Source organism: Helicobacter apodemus, from assembly GCF_000765745.2.
In the GTDB taxonomy this organism is placed as follows: Bacteria; Campylobacterota; Campylobacteria; order Campylobacterales; family Helicobacteraceae; genus Helicobacter_D; species Helicobacter_D apodemus.
Map to the genome: position 1 here is coordinate 1 of NZ_JRPC02000011.1, position 11888 is coordinate 11888.

The 11888-nt window shown below is 30.2% G+C and carries 18 protein-coding genes and 1 pseudogene; 12 read left to right on the top strand and 7 right to left on the bottom strand.

The features are described from left to right. From LS72_RS04980 to LS72_RS11695, 5 genes and pseudogenes are all read left to right on the top strand, one after another. Positions 1–1523 (top strand): restriction endonuclease subunit S (locus tag LS72_RS04980; RefSeq protein ID WP_138155131.1); only part of this gene is annotated, 1523 nt, incomplete at its 5' end. 63 nt (positions 1524–1586) lie between these two features. Next, positions 1587–2519 carry an ImmA/IrrE family metallo-endopeptidase gene (locus LS72_RS04985; protein WP_034554666.1) on the top strand — a complete coding sequence of 311 codons (933 nt, stop codon included), beginning with the start codon at positions 1587–1589 and terminating at the stop codon, positions 2517–2519. Then, entirely contained in the window at positions 2491–2691 is a 201-nt protein-coding gene (locus tag LS72_RS10820) for a hypothetical protein (RefSeq protein WP_034554668.1), read from the top strand. Before LS72_RS04985 ends, LS72_RS10820 begins: the two co-directional genes overlap by 29 nt. Further along, the gene (locus LS72_RS04990) at positions 2684–2878 is read left to right on the top strand and encodes a hypothetical protein (protein WP_034554669.1); all 195 of its coding nucleotides are present in this window, start codon (positions 2684–2686) and stop codon (positions 2876–2878) included. Before LS72_RS10820 ends, LS72_RS04990 begins: the two co-directional genes overlap by 8 nt. A 133-nt stretch (positions 2879–3011) precedes the next feature. Then, positions 3012–3242, top strand: a pseudogene (locus tag LS72_RS11695) (DUF4411 family protein); the annotation flags it as partial. A 6-nt stretch (positions 3243–3248) separates the two neighbouring features. Here the strand turns inward: LS72_RS11695 and LS72_RS05000 are convergent. Further along, positions 3249–3446 carry a restriction endonuclease subunit S gene (locus LS72_RS05000; RefSeq protein ID WP_052087344.1) on the bottom strand — a complete coding sequence of 66 codons (198 nt, stop codon included), beginning with the start codon at positions 3444–3446 and terminating at the stop codon, positions 3249–3251. A gap of 520 nt (positions 3447–3966) precedes the next feature. Between LS72_RS05000 and LS72_RS05010 the strand changes: the two genes are divergently transcribed. From LS72_RS05010 to LS72_RS05035, 6 genes are read left to right on the top strand one after another with little or no spacing between them, the layout of a single operon-like run. Further along, positions 3967–4809, top strand: a complete 843-nt coding sequence (locus tag LS72_RS05010; protein WP_052087346.1) for a replication initiation protein — start codon at positions 3967–3969, stop codon at positions 4807–4809. 3 nt (positions 4810–4812) lie between these two features. Further along, the gene (locus LS72_RS05015) at positions 4813–5112 is read left to right on the top strand and encodes a hypothetical protein (protein ID WP_034554671.1); all 300 of its coding nucleotides are present in this window, start codon (positions 4813–4815) and stop codon (positions 5110–5112) included. 13 nt (positions 5113–5125) lie between these two features. Beyond that, a complete protein-coding gene (locus tag LS72_RS05020; protein WP_034554673.1) occupies positions 5126–5998 on the top strand; it encodes a hypothetical protein in 873 nt (290 codons plus the stop codon). 17 nt (positions 5999–6015) lie between these two features. After that, positions 6016–6318, top strand: a complete 303-nt coding sequence (locus LS72_RS05025; RefSeq protein WP_034554675.1) for a DUF5131 family protein — start codon at positions 6016–6018, stop codon at positions 6316–6318. A 49-nt stretch (positions 6319–6367) separates the two neighbouring features. Beyond that, a complete protein-coding gene (locus LS72_RS05030) occupies positions 6368–6619 on the top strand; it encodes a DUF5131 family protein (protein ID WP_269149281.1) in 252 nt (83 codons plus the stop codon). Between the two features lie 2 nt (positions 6620–6621). Further along, entirely contained in the window at positions 6622–6930 is a 309-nt protein-coding gene (locus tag LS72_RS05035; protein ID WP_034554676.1) for a hypothetical protein, read from the top strand. Between the two features lie 113 nt (positions 6931–7043). Here the strand turns inward: LS72_RS05035 and LS72_RS05040 are convergent, their stop codons facing one another. From LS72_RS05040 to LS72_RS05055, 4 genes are all read right to left on the bottom strand, one after another. Then, positions 7044–7271, bottom strand: coding sequence for a ribbon-helix-helix domain-containing protein (locus LS72_RS05040; RefSeq protein ID WP_034554677.1), 228 nt, complete (start codon positions 7269–7271; stop codon positions 7044–7046). Next, positions 7264–7920: a ParA family protein gene (locus tag LS72_RS05045; protein ID WP_034554678.1), complete on the bottom strand. Its 657-nt coding sequence runs from the start codon at positions 7918–7920 to the stop codon at positions 7264–7266. The genes LS72_RS05040 and LS72_RS05045 overlap by 8 nt, the downstream gene beginning before the upstream one ends. Before the next feature lie 78 nt (positions 7921–7998). Beyond that, positions 7999–8187: a hypothetical protein gene (locus tag LS72_RS05050; protein ID WP_034554679.1), complete on the bottom strand. Its 189-nt coding sequence runs from the start codon at positions 8185–8187 to the stop codon at positions 7999–8001. After that, complete coding sequence (locus LS72_RS05055; RefSeq protein WP_034554680.1) at positions 8187–8507, bottom strand: DUF1419 domain-containing protein; 321 nt, start codon at positions 8505–8507, stop codon at positions 8187–8189. Before LS72_RS05055 ends, LS72_RS05050 begins: the two co-directional genes overlap by 1 nt. A gap of 220 nt (positions 8508–8727) precedes the next feature. On the opposite strand from LS72_RS05055, the gene LS72_RS05060 reads away from it, so the two are divergent. Beyond that, positions 8728–9123: a hypothetical protein gene (locus LS72_RS05060; protein WP_138155133.1), complete on the top strand. Its 396-nt coding sequence runs from the start codon at positions 8728–8730 to the stop codon at positions 9121–9123. A gap of 87 nt (positions 9124–9210) precedes the next feature. On the opposite strand, the gene LS72_RS05065 is transcribed toward LS72_RS05060, so the two are convergent. Both LS72_RS05065 and LS72_RS05070 read right to left on the bottom strand, forming a co-directional pair. Then, the gene (locus tag LS72_RS05065; RefSeq protein WP_052087382.1) at positions 9211–9672 is read right to left on the bottom strand and encodes a single-stranded DNA-binding protein; all 462 of its coding nucleotides are present in this window, start codon (positions 9670–9672) and stop codon (positions 9211–9213) included. A 150-nt stretch (positions 9673–9822) separates the two neighbouring features. Further along, complete coding sequence (locus tag LS72_RS05070; protein WP_138155136.1) at positions 9823–11778, bottom strand: type IA DNA topoisomerase; 1956 nt, start codon at positions 11776–11778, stop codon at positions 9823–9825. Between the last annotated feature and the right edge of the window lie 110 nt (positions 11779–11888).

The window sequence follows — 11888 nt, forward strand, 5'->3', positions numbered from 1 at the left end:
CCTACAACGCACAGATTCTAAAAGATAAGAAATCTAAGGAAAAAGAGCTAAAAGAGTTAGAATCAAAACTCAAAACACAAAAAGATAAAGAGTTAAAACAGACTTTAAAACAAACAATACAGAATCTAAAAAAAGAAATAGCAAAGCTTAAAAGCATTACGCCTTTAAATGAGGATTGCGCACCCTTTGCGATTCCTCCCACTTGGGCGTGGGTAAGGTTAGGGGATGTGTGTGAGATAAACCCTAGAAATCAAATTAATGATGAATTAGAAGTATCTTTTATACCTATGGCGTTAATAGCTAATAGTTTTCAAAATAGATTTACTTATGAATCCAAAAAGTGGAAAGAAGTTAAAAGTGGCTTTTCCCATTTATGTGAAAATAGCGTAGCATTTGCAAAAATTACACCCTGTTTTGAAAATGGAAAATCTTTTATTGTTAATGATTTAAAAAATGGGTATGGTGCTGGAACGACAGAATTAATTGTTTTATTGCCTCAAAATATATTATTAAAAGAATATTTATTTTATTTTGTAAATTGTCCATTATTTGTAGAAAATGCAATGAAAAACTTTAAAGGAACCGCTGGACAACAAAGGGTAAGCACAGAATTTGTAACAAACTTCTTCATTCCCCTCCCGCCTTTAACGGAGCAAAAAGCCATAGTAGAAACCTTAGATTCTCTTATCACTTTGGCAAATACATTTGATAAAACCAAAGAGGAATTAAAGAGGATAGAAAAGAGGATAGAAAAGAGGATAGAAAAGAGCTTACTTGAATATGCCATACAAGGCAATTTAAGCAAGCTTTTTCGCAGACAAAATACAAATCTTAACGCTTTTTTGGAGATACAATCCTACAACGCACAGATTCTAAAAGATAAGAAATCTAAGGAAAAAGAGCTAAAAGAGTTAGAATCAAAACTCAAAACACAAAAAGATAAAGAGTTAAAACAGACTTTAAAACAAACAATACAGAATCTAAAAAAAGAAATAGCAAAGCTTAAAAGCATTACGCCTTTAAATGAGGATTGCGCACCCTTTGCGATTCCTCCCACTTGGGCGTGGGTAAGATTGGGGGAAGTGTGCGAGGAATTAGTTGTAGGCGGAGATAAACCAAGTGAAATTTCTTACAACAAAACAGATTATTTTAAATTTCCTATTTATACAAATGGCGTTAAAGATAATGGATTATATGGTTTTACAAATAAACCTTTTATAGAAAAATCAGCAATAACAATATCTGGGCGTGGCACAATAGGATTTATATGTTTAAGATACGAGCCATTTTACCCAATTATTAGGCTTTTAGTAGCAATTCCAAACTCAAGTATAATTTTAGAATATCTAGCCTACGCTTTAAATCCTCTTATACCAAAATCAAGCGGAACAAGCATCCCACAACTAACGATACCTATGATAAAGGATATTTCAATCCCCCTCCCACCTTTAAAAGAGCAAAAAGAAATCGTGCGCACCCTTGATACGCTTTTTGCACTCACTAAAGGCTTAAAATGCGAGTAAAATTTATTTTCTAATTCATTGTATTTTGATACAATCTAAAATATTTTTATCAGTGCAGGAAAAATGGCAAAAGCAGTTCAAATAAGCATTAATCCACAGCGATTAGAGTATTTACTTAAGCTCTTTAATCTCTCAAAACAAGATTTACAAAAGATTATTCAAAAAGAAATTGACTTTAGTAAGCCATTAAACAAAACATCACTAAAAGCCATTGATACTATCTTTCAAGTGGGCTTAGATTTCTATACCGATCCCTCTCCCTTAAATACAAGTAAATCAAGTATTTTGTTTAGGAAAGATAATCTTAAAGAGAATTTAAAGATTGGAGATAAGCAGTTTATCGCTCAATATGAAAAAGAAATTAATTATATTAGTGGGTTGGCAAAGCTCGGAGATTTTTCATTTACTGCGCGCAAGCTTAAGAGTTTTGCATTACAAGATTCCCCACTTGAAGTTGCTAAACAAATGCAGTTTTTGCTCCCTACAAAAAAGCTATCTGATAAACAATTTTTAGAGTCTTTTATTGATAATCTTGCAGAGCAAAACATTCTGGTTTTGGAAAATATAGAATCTCATAATAAAAAATATAAAAGTAGCTTGTGCGGATTTTTTATCAAACCAAATGCTATTGCGCTAAAACAGCAGGGACGAAAAAGGGAAATCTTTACTCTAGCTCACGAATTGGGGCATTATCTTTTAAATAATGAAAATATTGATGAAAATATCTTTATGCAAAACCCAAATAGTGAGGAGGTTTGGTGCAATCAGTTTGCCTTTGCTTTGTTGCTTGGCGAAAGTTTAGATGAGCTAGATCATATCCCCTCAAATGCAATAAACCTTGAAAATAAAACAATACAAAATCTTTCAAACAAAAAACACATTAGTAGGCTTGCTCTGTTTTATCATTTTGCTAATACCAATAAAATACAATGGACAAAATACAAGCAGCTCAAAGAAGATTTGCAAAATGCATATAACCAAAAAACAAGAAAATAAAAAGAATCAAGAGAATAAGAAATTTAAACCGCCTATTCCTGTCCTCTCACCTCTACAAAAAGACATTTTTATTAATGCGTTTTTAGAAGGAGCGGTAAGCGAATACATAATGCGCACTCATTTTAAAAGACACATCAAAGATAATAATTTAGAGAGATTTATCTATGGATAAAATTCTGTTTGATACAAGCTCTTTAATTGCTTTTGTGAGATATTATCTACCCTTTGACGAAAAAAAGGAATTGCAAAGATTCTTAAGTGAGGGCTTCAATCAAAAAGAATTTTTATTAATCAAAAAAGTAGAGAATGAATGTAAAAGTGTTTCGCAAGGCAAGGATTGGTATTTGAAAAATTTTTAGAACCCACGAACATAAAACCAATTCTATTTAATGAAGTCCTACATTAACAATGCATAGAGAAATAGATAATAATTTTATTGTTTCATTAGCCAAGAAAAATAGATTAGAATAACAAGAGTATGAAAGTCAAAAACAAATATTTATACAAAGCGCCGATTTTAAACTCATTCATTATGCAATACAAAATCCGCAATGCACGATAATAACGGAGGAAAGTTTAGCAGAAAATGACAATAAATTATTTAAGAAAATTCCAAAGATATGCGAAGTAAAAGGGATAAAATGGCTTAACTTAACAAAGTTTGTTCAAGAAAAATTAGAACTATCTTTTAACATTACATATAAGGATAGGTTGCGATTTTGATAAATTTTACTCGCATTTTAAGCCCTTAGTAAGTGCAAAAAGTGTATCAAGGGTTTGGACGATTTCTTTTTGCTCCGCTAGAGGCGGGAGAGGAATTTCTAAATTAAAAAACAAATTTCTATCTAAGTGAGGAATCGCAGCTCCCCTTTTATTGCCTTTAAAAAAATCTTTAGTAGTAAAGTAAAATATAATCCATAAATTCAATTTTTACTAAACAAGTAAAATTTAATTTTTTCAAAGTGCTTCCCAAAAATCCTTTTTCATTTGCTATAAAAATTTCTCCCGAATTTTCTCCATCCATTAAGATTAATCTATCGTTAGCAGAAACCATATTTCCACCATTAGTTAGACTTTTATCACCCCCATTTATTAGGTATTTAACATCTAAAATAGGCAAGTCTTTATTTTTTGTAAGGGGGATAAGGGGAACGCTTCGCAAGTAGAGCCACTTGTTCCCCTTACAATCCCCCACCCCTAGCACACTGATTATTTTGCAAATCAAAATTTATCGGTATTATTGGCTCTCCGCTTACTATTTCTACTATATCCCCCAATCTTACCCACGCCCAAGTGGGAGGAATCGCAAAGGGTGGGGTGGAAGCATTGTCTTTGTATTGAAAATTGCTCTTTTCAATACAAAATTTAAAATTAATGCGTTTAAATCTGTTTAAATTTGTTTATATTCTTAAGAATTGTTTAATCTTTAATTTTATAGGAAAGGTATATGCAGTTAAACAGAGATTTAAATTTAATTTCTAAAACTAATTGTAAATCAAAAGCAAAATCTAAAGATATTGTAAATTTCAGTTCCTTGTTTAATCAAGTGGCACTAAAAAACTTTACTAAAATTGATATGGATATATTATTTTTTATCGTTAAAAAAGTATATAATAAAAATAAGAAACTTATAAAGTTTGAAATTAATGAATTAATTAATCTAATTGATTCCAATGGAACAAGATTTAAGAACAAAATTCGTCTTTTAGAAAACATAGAATCCTTTTGTGAAAAGCTACAAACTTCATTTATTAAAAATTATGTGATTAATGGTAAAACAACCGATTTATATCGCATTACCTTATTTAATGTCAGTTCCCATTATGAAAATGGAATTTTAAAGTTCATTAATGTAAAAATTACTCCTGAAGCAGTAAAATTTTTTAACAATGTCAATGAATATAATCTTGTGGCTTTTTCGCTAGAGGAATTTTCTTTTATTAGCTCTAAACATTCCAAAAACCTTTATAGAATCGCAAAACAAATTGAAAGAAGTAAAAGCAAGAGCTGGGTTGTTAATTCCTTTCTTTTAGAAAATATTATGGATATTAAAGAAAGCCATAAAAATAAATACAAAGCTACAAAAGTTCAAAATTTTTATCTCTCCCCTGCCCTTAAAGAATTAAATGGAAAAAACTATTTAGGCAATCCCTATTTTAGAGATAAACTTATCTGTGAAACAATCAAAGAAAACAAAGTAACAACTAATAATAAAGTTACGCATAATGTCGTAGCTTACAAGCTTTCTTTTATAGAAGCCGATAATGAGGAATTTAAATTAAAGGAATAAGTAATGAGACTTTTAGATAAAGAAAGAAATCTTTTATTAGAGATACGAGAAGTGCAAGGTGTGTTTTATTTTGAAGATTATTTCCGCAATCATCTTTGCAAGAAAAAGCGAAAAGAGCCACAAGAGAATCTTATTTCTTTTTGTGAGAAATATCTAAAATCTTTAAATCCTTGCACGATACAAGAAGTGATTTTAGAAGCACAATATTCTCAAGATTTTATTCTTTTGGAGGGACGCAAAGAGGAAATATATTCATATGATAGTAAAAATGGATTGCAACTAAAGCAACCAAATTTATTTTAAAAGAGGAGGAACAATGAATCAAGAACTAGACTTTGATTTACTCTTAAAGCTAAAAGAGTTAGAAAAAGAAACAAATTTTCATTTTGTCATTGATAAAGACAATGCAGAAATTTATCTTTTTGAACCTAATAGCAAGGAATCTTTTGATAAAATTAATATCCAAAAAGAATTAAAGGAGATAGAAAATGCAAGTCTTATCAAGCAACCAGATTCCACAAGCGTGGAAAGATATACCAGCACTATCATTAGACGAATTAGAAGCATTATCGGAAAAAGAATTGCAAGAAGCGAGGAAATTCAGACAGGAAGCGGAAGCATTTGCGAGGGATGCGAAAGCATTTATGGAATCAATGGTGATGAAATATGGAGAAGAGATTTTGAAGCCAGAGTATCGCTCCAAGAATTACAAACAAGAAGTCAAAGATTAGAAGAAACAAATCGCCTTATACAACAATCTAATTTTTATAAACAACAAGCACTAAAAGCCTATCAACAAAATGGAGTAACTCCTACTCCAAATACTAAGAATCTACAAAATGAAATTGTTTTAAATGAATCTCCACAAAAAGTAACTTCTCCTCCTGATTATGAAGCAATTTTAAATGCAGATAAAGGGTTTAGAACAGAAAAAACAATCCAATACACTATTGAACAGATTGCTAAAGAGTATCATCTACCCATAGAGCAAGTTAAAAAGGAAGTAGATAGGATTTTACAAAGACAAGAAAAAGAAAATCCCAAAGCACAAGAATCCATACAATCTAAAACACAGAAACAAGAGGTAAATCAAACACAAGAATCTAAAACTTTACCACTTAAAAGAGATTCAAAAACTATTCCAAAGCCTACAAAAGAGCAAGAACAATCTTTTAGTAGAGGAAGATAATAAAAAAAGGAGAACAAATGAACAAAATAGAATGGACAGATAAAACTTGGAATGTAATTACTGGTTGCACGCAAATAAGCCCTGCGTGTGATAATTGTTATGCTAAAGCAATGACAAAAAGATTGCAAGGAATGGCAAGAAAAGAAGCACATAAGCCTATGATATGTAAATTTTGCCATGAAGAAATGAGCCAAAGATGCGATAGTAAGTATCGCCTCAATATGTATCAGTGTCTTTGTCAAAAGGATAATCTAATCACTATAAGATTGCCTAAATACTATTTTGGTTGGGACAAAGTAATATTCCATATTAAGACTTAAAAACCTATTTAAGGATTATTTCCACCAAGAGTTAAAAATATTTGTATCTATTGAGCCTTGCTTAGAGAATATAGATTTAAGTGCGTATATTGAATATTTAGATTGGGTGATTTTAGCGGGTGAAAAAATCCCTAACAATCCCAATAAGTCAAGACCCTTAAAGACAGAATACGCAGAATCTATATGGAATCAATGTAGAAAAAAAGATGTGCCATTCTTCTTTAAGCAATGGGGGAATAATCCTAATACACAACGATTACACCTATTAGAATATTGTAAAGAATTTCCAAGAGGGAGTTAAAAATGTGTGATTGTGATAGACAAAGAGAAGTTATAAAAGAAATAAAATCTATTGATAATGCACTAAAACAAGCGAAGATAGATTTTTTGCAAAGAGATTCTACTATTGTTTTAGCTTTTAATGTTGTTGTAATTTATGGGTATTATCTGCGATTGTATCTCTCAAAATTATTTTTTAGCAGACAAAAATATATTTTTCTCCTTTTTAAAATAAAAAATGCTTTGCTGGAGTGCAAAAAAGAAAGATATAAAAAAATCGTTCTAGGAAAACAGATTAGGGTTTTAAAAGCTGCAAAAAAATTGGGGCAATGAAAACTTACAAAGGGAGATTTTAAAACATATTTAGAAAATATTGTAATTGATTTTTGTTCCAAAACATTGAAAACTTCATAGGTTTTGAAGAGTTAAAGAGGGTTTTAGAGTGTTTATTCAAAGATTTTTGAAACAATATATTGACTGACACTTAATCGCTTTCTATCTGCTGTTTCTTTGATTATTTGATAATCACTTTCAGAAAAATAAAGGCTCACAAGTTTTGTTTTCTTTTTCTCTTCATTAATTGGCTTTCTTCCCTTGTTGGCTACCTTTTTATTGATAAAATTCTCTACTTCACTTTCTTTGATTTCCTTATTTTTTGATTCAAATTTATTCATTGGTTACCTCCATTAACTCTTTAAAAACTTTTAAAAAATCCTCTCTTGCTCTTTTGGAATTTTTAATCCCCTCTTCCATAATTCCTTTACCCTGCAAAATTGCTTCTTTCAAAGCTTCTCGCTCAAAAATGATATTTTTTAACAAGAAAAAATCATTCTCATTTTTACTCTTTATAAATTCTTGAAATTCTCCTATTTTGTGTTGCAAAAATGGATTAGTCATTGCTTTTGCAATAACAACTATGCCCTTTAAATCTTGATTAATCTTTTTAGCCTCCTTTAAACATTCTAACATTTTGCTTAAAACAACTACATCTAGTCCATTAGGGATAGTCGGAATAATGCAAATATTACTATAAATCATCGCACTACGCATTTCAGTAGAGTCTCTTCCTCCTGTATCTATTACAATATTTTGATAGCTTTTCTTTGCTTGTTTAATGAGTTCTTGCAATTCTTTACTATGACTATTTTTAAAATCAAAAGGCATTTTTTTCTCTTCTCTAAAAGAGAGGAAAGCACTAATGCTCTTTTGTGGGTCTAAATCAATTACAAGGCATTTACCCTGCTCGTTTAACTTGGTTGCAAGATTAATCGCAAATGTTGTTTTGCCACTTCCACCTTTTTCATTGCAAATGGAAAAAACCATTTTTCACTCCTTAATTTTTATTATATAATATAAACATTTAATAACATTTAATAACATTTTTTAATTCCTTATAATTTTTTAATTAATTCCATAATATTTAAGTAAAGAGGGAATCCTCTCATTTGTTTCTTTCTGTTTCAAATATTCCTTAAAAGCCTTTGTGCAAACAACCGACTTTAAAAGGAACAATTCTTGATTTTCCAAAGTTTTTAAGAAATTATGAAAATCTTCTTGCAACTGCAAGTAATAACTTTCCTTTCTACGCATTATTCCTCCTCTTCCTTTATAAAAGATTCCAAAGAATCCTTAATTTCTCCCCAAGTGTTATTACGCGAAAAAACTGCTTTATAGTATTTATTCTCTTTTTTAATGTAAAAATCGTGAAAATCAGCGTAAAGAGCTTCACGCATAAAAAAACCACTTCCAAACCAAATAGGAGGAAGAATATCCAACATTTCCCAATACTCTTTCTCACTCACTTCTTTCCACTGCGCTACTTTACTTTTATATTCTTTTTCTTTCTCTGCCATTTTCAAGCAATCTTCCTCGCTAAGAACAATTTCTCCTATAACATTTTCCTTAAACATATTTTACAACCTTTTTATTAATTTATGTAAAAATTATACCATATTTTTATTAAAAAAGCAACTATTTTAACAAAAAAAACACAAAATTTACTACATTTTTAATTTTTATGCTATAATTCCACCTAAAGCAATTACCTAACTTTTCTCCCTTTTTTAAGGGGTTGGGGGGTGTCCCCCCTAATCAATATCTTAAATTATTTCAAAACAAAGGAAAATTAAAATGATGAAAAATCTTAAATTACTATTGTTAGCGGGTATTGTAGGTCTTTTTGTGGCGTGTGGAGATAATGGATTAGTTGAACTTAAAAATAATGGGTATAATAGTGAGCTTTACGACTATGGAGTAAAACAAGTGCAAGAAAAATACCCCGATTATAAATTATATTCCTATGAATCTTTAAAAAGTGTTCCATTCTTAAAGCTTGGTGAAAAAGCTTTTGTAAGTTCAAGAGATTTTGTAGCAAAAAGAACAGAAGATAAAACAAAACAATATGTAGATATGATTTTTGCCTACAAAAATGATTCAGATTATAAACTTATTTATGTAGAATGTCTTAATGCAGGAAATGATAATTTTTGCCCTCATATTGTTGATAGAACAAAAGGATTACATTAACTAATAAGAATTTCTCCTCTCCCCTCTTTATATTTCATTTAAGTAATTTAAACAAAAAAGAGAGAATCTCCTCTCTTTATATTCCATTTATGCAGGTTGCGTTTGTTGTGGAATTTCATTTCCATTCTTATCATAATAAGCAATGTCGATTTCTTTCTCTTTATCTTCTTCTTGCACTTCATCAGTATCCATTGGCTTTTTATTATTACTCGCCTTTAAATCAAACTGCTTAATTACCACTTGCCAAGATTGTTTATTTTTAACTTCCCCTGTTGTCTCATCTGTTACTTGATAAATCTCTGTTATTAACTCTCCACTTAAAAGAAAGCCACTTCCTTTTGTTGTGTAATTTACTGCTGTTTTTGCATTTTTTCCAAATACTACTACTGGAATCCAAGATGTTTGTTCTACTCTTTGTCCTTTCTTGTTTATCCAAGCCTTAGAAATTGCAAGGGTATTTCTTGCAAACCATTCTTCCTCTTTTGTTTCAGCCTTTACATTATTCTCCCAATGGTTACCTAAATATCCACAAAGTGTTACAATATTCATTTTCTATCCTTTTAAAAATGGTTTTTAACATTATAAAAATGTTAAAAAATAGTTCTTAACATTTAAAAACATTTAAAAAATATTTTTTAACATTTTCTTTTTTCCATTTTATCCTCCTATGAGATACTTTCTATCTTGCGTGGAATATTCTTATTTTTTACTTTTAAAACATTTATCAATAAATGCGGAACATACTTTATAATCATCTTTGTAATCTTTTGGCAATTCCATATTATTTTTATTTGCTAAATCCTCTGCTAATTTGATTTGTTTCTCACTTGGTGGTGTAGGGGCTTTAGTTTTATTTAGCTTTTCAATAAAGGCACTGCACTCTTTATAATCCTCATACACTTCTTTTGGAATCTCTATATCCTGTTCTTTTGCTAATTTTTCTACATAGGCTATCTGTTTTTCACTTGGTTTGGTAATTTCTTTTTGGTTAATAGGAGCAAATTCCATTTTTTGATGTAAGGGTCGTATAAAATCTGTATATTTTAATTCTCCATTTGCAATACAATCTAAAACATTTTCCATTTCTTTAGTAAATTGAGCTTTTGTAATCCATTCCTCTTTAGTATTTAGTGTTTGGATAAGACTAATTCCTTTTTGTGTGGGAATAATGATATGCTCTTTGCCTTTTTTTTCTAAGATAATATAGCCTCTCTCTATTAGAATTGGGAGATAGGTTGCATAGGTGCTAGGTCGCCCGATTCCGTTTTTCTCTAAAAGGGAGATGAAGTTACTTTCTTTATAAGGGCTTGGAGCTTTTTTCTTAATTTCTTGTGCATCAAATTTAGTAATCATAATTTCTTCGCCCTTGCTAAATTCTATGTCCTTAATCATTTTATCTTCTGCTTCCTCTTCGTCTGTTTCTTCTGCAAATACGCCTTTAAATCCTTTGTATAAGCATTTTGTGCTTTTGATATGGAAAAGCATTGCCTTAATGGTAAATGTGTAGTCTGTAACAGAGTTAATGCAATCTTTTGCTTGTGATAGGATTGTATTTTGATAAATGGCTTGGTAAATCTCTTTTTCTTTAGGGTTTAGATTATTTTCTTTAGCAATCTCATCTATTTGATTTAAAGGGTGGTAGTGTGTAATCCTAATTGCTTCGTGAGCTTCTGCTTGGCTTTGGCTTCCTGCTTTATATTCTCTTCTTTGATACCATTCTTCATTGCTTAGATGGGATTGTAATTCATCTAAAAATTCTTTAGAAATTGCATTAGAGTCTGTGCGATGATAAGTAATTAAGCCTTTTTCAAAAAGCTTTTGTGCGTAATCCATTACTTCTTTTGTGGAAATTCCTAATCTTTTGCTTAAAGATTCTTGTAATTGTGAGGTTCTATAAGGCATTTTTGGGGAGCTTTTAACTTCCTTGCTTTCAATTTCATAGCATTTTGCAACATCTGGTAAATCATTAATAATAGAAACAGCTTCTTGTTTATCATTATAGAGATTATTATTTAAAAGAGATAATTCTTTACCATCTTTGCTAGAAATAGCTTTAATCTTATAATCCACTTTTTCTTTTAGGGGAAGCTTCTCGTAGGCTTCTATTTCTTCTTGTCTTTGCACAATTAATGCTAATACAGGGGTTTGCACTCTACCTATGCTAATTTTTTCTTTAAAAATTCTTGCATATTTTGGGCTTAGAATGAAACCTACTAATTTATCTCCTACCGCTCTTGCTTTCCAACTCTCAAACATCTTTATATTACTCTGTGAAAAAGGAATTGCATTTGTAATACCTTTCTCAATACCACTTTCTGTAATCTCAAAAAATTCTGCCCTTTTAATGCTCTTTGGATTCTTGTTTTTTAACATTTGATAGAAAAAATAACCAATCGCATATCCCTCTCTGTCTGGGTCTGTTGCAATATAAACTTCTTTTCCCTCTGCTTCTTTTAAAGCCTTAAAGATATTATTCTTTTTTCTCTCATCGGTAAAATCAAAAACTGGCTCATAATTATCAAAATTTTTTAGAAAATCTTGTGTTAAACCTTTAAAGTGTCCTGCTGTTGCAAAGACTTTTGCACCTGTGATTTTTTGGATTTTTTCCACTTTGTTTGGGCTTTCAATGATGATTAAAGTATCGTTTAATTGCATTTTTTCTCCTTATTTATAAGTTTATGGTAGGTAAAATGGATAAAAGAAATTTACAACCTTTGATACACCGCTAAAATTTGCTACTTTAGCGGTGGTTTTATCTCCTATTA

Coding starts and splice junctions, on each gene's coding strand:
- LS72_RS05045 (WP_034554678.1), bottom strand. CDS start 7,920: ATGGTTTTTTCCATTTGCAATGAAAAAGGTGGAAGTGGCAAAACAACA.
- LS72_RS10820 (WP_034554668.1), top strand. CDS start 2,491: ATGCATATAACCAAAAAACAAGAAAATAAAAAGAATCAAGAGAATAAG.
- LS72_RS05040 (WP_034554677.1), bottom strand. CDS start 7,271: ATGAATAAATTTGAATCAAAAAATAAGGAAATCAAAGAAAGTGAAGTA.
- LS72_RS05055 (WP_034554680.1), bottom strand. CDS start 8,507: ATGTTTAAGGAAAATGTTATAGGAGAAATTGTTCTTAGCGAGGAAGAT.
- LS72_RS05065 (WP_052087382.1), bottom strand. CDS start 9,672: ATGAATATTGTAACACTTTGTGGATATTTAGGTAACCATTGGGAGAAT.
- LS72_RS05050 (WP_034554679.1), bottom strand. CDS start 8,187: ATGCGTAGAAAGGAAAGTTATTACTTGCAGTTGCAAGAAGATTTTCAT.
- LS72_RS05060 (WP_138155133.1), top strand. CDS start 8,728: ATGATGAAAAATCTTAAATTACTATTGTTAGCGGGTATTGTAGGTCTT.
- LS72_RS05035 (WP_034554676.1), top strand. CDS start 6,622: ATGTGTGATTGTGATAGACAAAGAGAAGTTATAAAAGAAATAAAATCT.
- LS72_RS04990 (WP_034554669.1), top strand. CDS start 2,684: ATGGATAAAATTCTGTTTGATACAAGCTCTTTAATTGCTTTTGTGAGA.
- LS72_RS04985 (WP_034554666.1), top strand. CDS start 1,587: ATGGCAAAAGCAGTTCAAATAAGCATTAATCCACAGCGATTAGAGTAT.
- LS72_RS05020 (WP_034554673.1), top strand. CDS start 5,126: ATGAATCAAGAACTAGACTTTGATTTACTCTTAAAGCTAAAAGAGTTA.
- LS72_RS05070 (WP_138155136.1), bottom strand. CDS start 11,778: ATGCAATTAAACGATACTTTAATCATCATTGAAAGCCCAAACAAAGTG.
- LS72_RS05010 (WP_052087346.1), top strand. CDS start 3,967: ATGCAGTTAAACAGAGATTTAAATTTAATTTCTAAAACTAATTGTAAA.
- LS72_RS05015 (WP_034554671.1), top strand. CDS start 4,813: ATGAGACTTTTAGATAAAGAAAGAAATCTTTTATTAGAGATACGAGAA.
- LS72_RS05025 (WP_034554675.1), top strand. CDS start 6,016: ATGAACAAAATAGAATGGACAGATAAAACTTGGAATGTAATTACTGGT.